This window comes from Neptunomonas sp. (assembly GCF_041601355.1).
In the GTDB taxonomy this organism is placed as follows: Bacteria; Pseudomonadota; Gammaproteobacteria; order Pseudomonadales; family Balneatricaceae; genus Neptunomonas.
The window spans coordinates 1-3,002 of sequence record NZ_JBFIIH010000233.1 but is presented as its reverse complement, the minus strand read 5'-3'; the positions used below and the strand labels follow the sequence as shown (position 1 = coordinate 3,002).

Here is a 3,002-nt window from a genome sequence, read left to right as displayed (position 1 = left end):
CGCAATGTTGTTGGCCAATCGGCCCACAGCAGATCAAGCTGTTTCAGGTCGACACAGACATGCCCTTCGCCAAGCTGCTGGCTGGTCAGCGCCGCCAGCAATACCAGAAAATCAGGCATGCTCGGTTGTTGCGTTGTCAACCAGTGTGCAAAGTGCAGATCCAGCGGCCGCAAATAACCTTGCGTATGAAGTTCCTCCAATAGTTTCATATCCCCTCCCGGAATAACTTATCCAAGGCGTCGATCAGCGCAAATGCAGGCTTGGTATAGAAAATTCCCTGCTGCCCCTGATCTTTATGCATGCCGCGTATAAACAGATAATAGACACCGCCTAAATGCGTTTCGTAGTGATAGTCCGGCAAACGGTTTTTTAATAAACGATGCAAGGCTAATGTATACAACACATACTGCAAATCGTAGCGATGCTCTATCATCGCCTGTTGCATCGCCTCCTGACTATAATCCTGCGGTGTGTACCCCAGATGATTGGACTTATAATCCACCACATAATAGCGGCCTTCATAACGTATCGTCAGATCGATATAACCTTTCAGCATCCCTTGAAGCTGATCAAACTGCAGCTCCCCGGCGCGCTGAGCTAACGGATCGTGCTGGCGTAATAGCTGATTGAGATGAGATGCGTCTATCGAGGCAAAGGGCAATACGAACTCCATCTCTACCAAGCGGTTCTGATCACTGATATCCATTAAGCGACAACCTGCCTGTGGCAGTAAAACCTGCAAGGTTTGCTGTACAAACTCAGCTAACACCGGCTGCCACTCCGGCTCAAAACCGCTCAGCAACAGATGCTTCTCCAGTACCTCATCCAGCTGTAGCGGCGTGACTGTGGCAAAATCGATCTCTTCAAAAAGCGTATGCAGAAACGTACCGGCCGTCGCCCCCCGATGGAAGGTAAAAATATTAAAAACACCCTCCATGTTATCCTCTGTTGAGTCTTGCTCCTCCAGTACTTCAAGATCCAGAATAACCTCAGTGATCGCTTCGCGCGTATGAAAACGGCTCAAGGCTGAGTAGCTGGTAACACGCCAGTCACGCTGAATAACTCCGGAAAATATTTTGACCTGTGATTCACAAGGCTCGGCTACTGCCTCAGCTTCAGATCCGCAAACCTGGTCGGCAAAGAGATCAGCAGTGCTGTGATCCTGCGCTGTTTCAGGCACCGGCTGAACATCTAACGCGGCATAAACGGCAGCAAAATTATTGACCGCTTCAACAAGATCAGGCTCCTGCCCCATCAATAGATAACCCAATGCACTACTGGCCGTTTTCCCCTGCTTACTGTTACGGTATCGAACATCACATACGCCCAGATAACAGGCATGCACCGCACGTGTTACGGCCACATAAAGCAGGCGAAGGTCTTCCGCCAGACGCTCTTTTTCTACCCGGGCTTTAATCTCATCATCCGGCGCTAAACTCAGTACAGAACGGCCTTCGTCATCGTGAAAAAATGAATTACTGCTATCCCGGTAGCGACAGATAAACGGTAAACAGACTATTTCATACTCCAGCCCTTTGGATTTATGGATAGTAATAATAGTCACACGGGAACGATCACTTTCTAAGTGAAGCTGTTGCTCATCGGCATTCTGATTAGGGCTGGCCAGATGTTCGGCTAACCAACGCAATGCCCCCATCAACCCTTCAACTTCCTGGCTGGCTTGCTGTAATAACTCCCCCAAATGCAACAAGTCAGTTAGACGACGTTCGCCATCTTCGCTGGCCAGAATCCGTTCTGACAAGCCACGTGTCGCCAGTAAATTATGTAACATAGGCAACACGCCTAAACGCTGCCAATGTTCACGATACTGCTGAAACTCAACAACCAGTGCTTCCCATTCCAGCTCACTTTGGCAGAGTGTATCCAGCTCAAACATATCCAGATGAAACACCCCGGTGGCCAACGCTGTTCGCATCAGGCGCTCATCGGTCGGTTCAGCAATCGCCTGCAGAATATAAAGTAGCTCACGCGCCTCAAGGGTGGTAAAAACACTCTCGCGGCTGGAAAGAAACACCGAATCAATTCGCTGGCCACGCAACGCCTGCTGAACCTCCTTAGCTTCTTTACGGTCACGTACCAGTATGGCGATATCAGCGGGCAGGACGCGGCGCTTGCCAATATAATACTGTCCGGAATTTAACAGCACATCGATATGCCGGGCGCATCCAGCGGCATAACGCTGCAGATAATCGCTGACGCTCAGTGATTCTCCGGCCATCCAGAAGTTAAGCGCTGGCTGAACCTTACCCTGGCAATTGAACGCTGTTTTATCGGCCTTAGCCGATGCTTTAGCCGGATAAAACGGAATATCCTGATCATAGATAAAAGCAGAAGGAATATAACCGAAAAGTGCATTAGCAGCGTTGACCATCGCAGTGGATGAGCGCCAGTTGGTATCCAGAGTATAGTGAGCTGATACCTGTTTACGTGCTTGCATATAGGTAAAAATATCAGCGCCACGAAAAGCATAGATAGACTGCTTCGGGTCACCAATCATCAACAAAGCAGACGGAGCCGCCGGATAGATCTGATTAAAAATAGCATACTGTAATGGGTCGGTATCCTGAAACTCATCAATCATCGCAACCGGATATTGTTTACGAATCGCCGCCGCTAGCCGCTCACCGCCCTCTCTTTGCAAGGCAAACGCTAATTGAGATAACAGATCATCAAAAGCCAATAACTGATGACGCGCTTTTTCTGCCTGTAAGCGCTTTTTCACCTCGCCTAACGCCTGCGAGATGATGACCTCTTTAATAGGGACACGCCGCTCAAAGAGCTGGTCAATCCGGGTGAAAACCGGATGACACGGTGGCGCGCCTTTGGGGCAGTCTTCTTCAATAACGGACTGACGAAAATAATTCAGTTTATCCCAGGGAACCTGAGCCGTATCACCTTGGGCATACTGCGTTACCGTCTCCAGCCAGCCGGGCAAATTACGTTTGCTGTAACGGCGCTTATTAATCCCGGATGTCTCAACT

General features: G+C 49.5%; 1 protein-coding gene and 1 pseudogene. Both read right to left on the bottom strand.

Annotation, left to right across the window (positions count from 1 at the left end; translation table 11 throughout):
- Positions 1-209: pseudogene (locus ABY436_RS19730) on the bottom strand (exodeoxyribonuclease V subunit alpha); the annotation flags it as partial.
- A partial coding sequence (recB, locus tag ABY436_RS19725) for an exodeoxyribonuclease V subunit beta (protein WP_372740635.1) occupies positions 206-3,002 on the bottom strand: 2,797 nt, incomplete at its 5' end. The gene recB and the pseudogene ABY436_RS19730, both read right to left, overlap by 4 nt.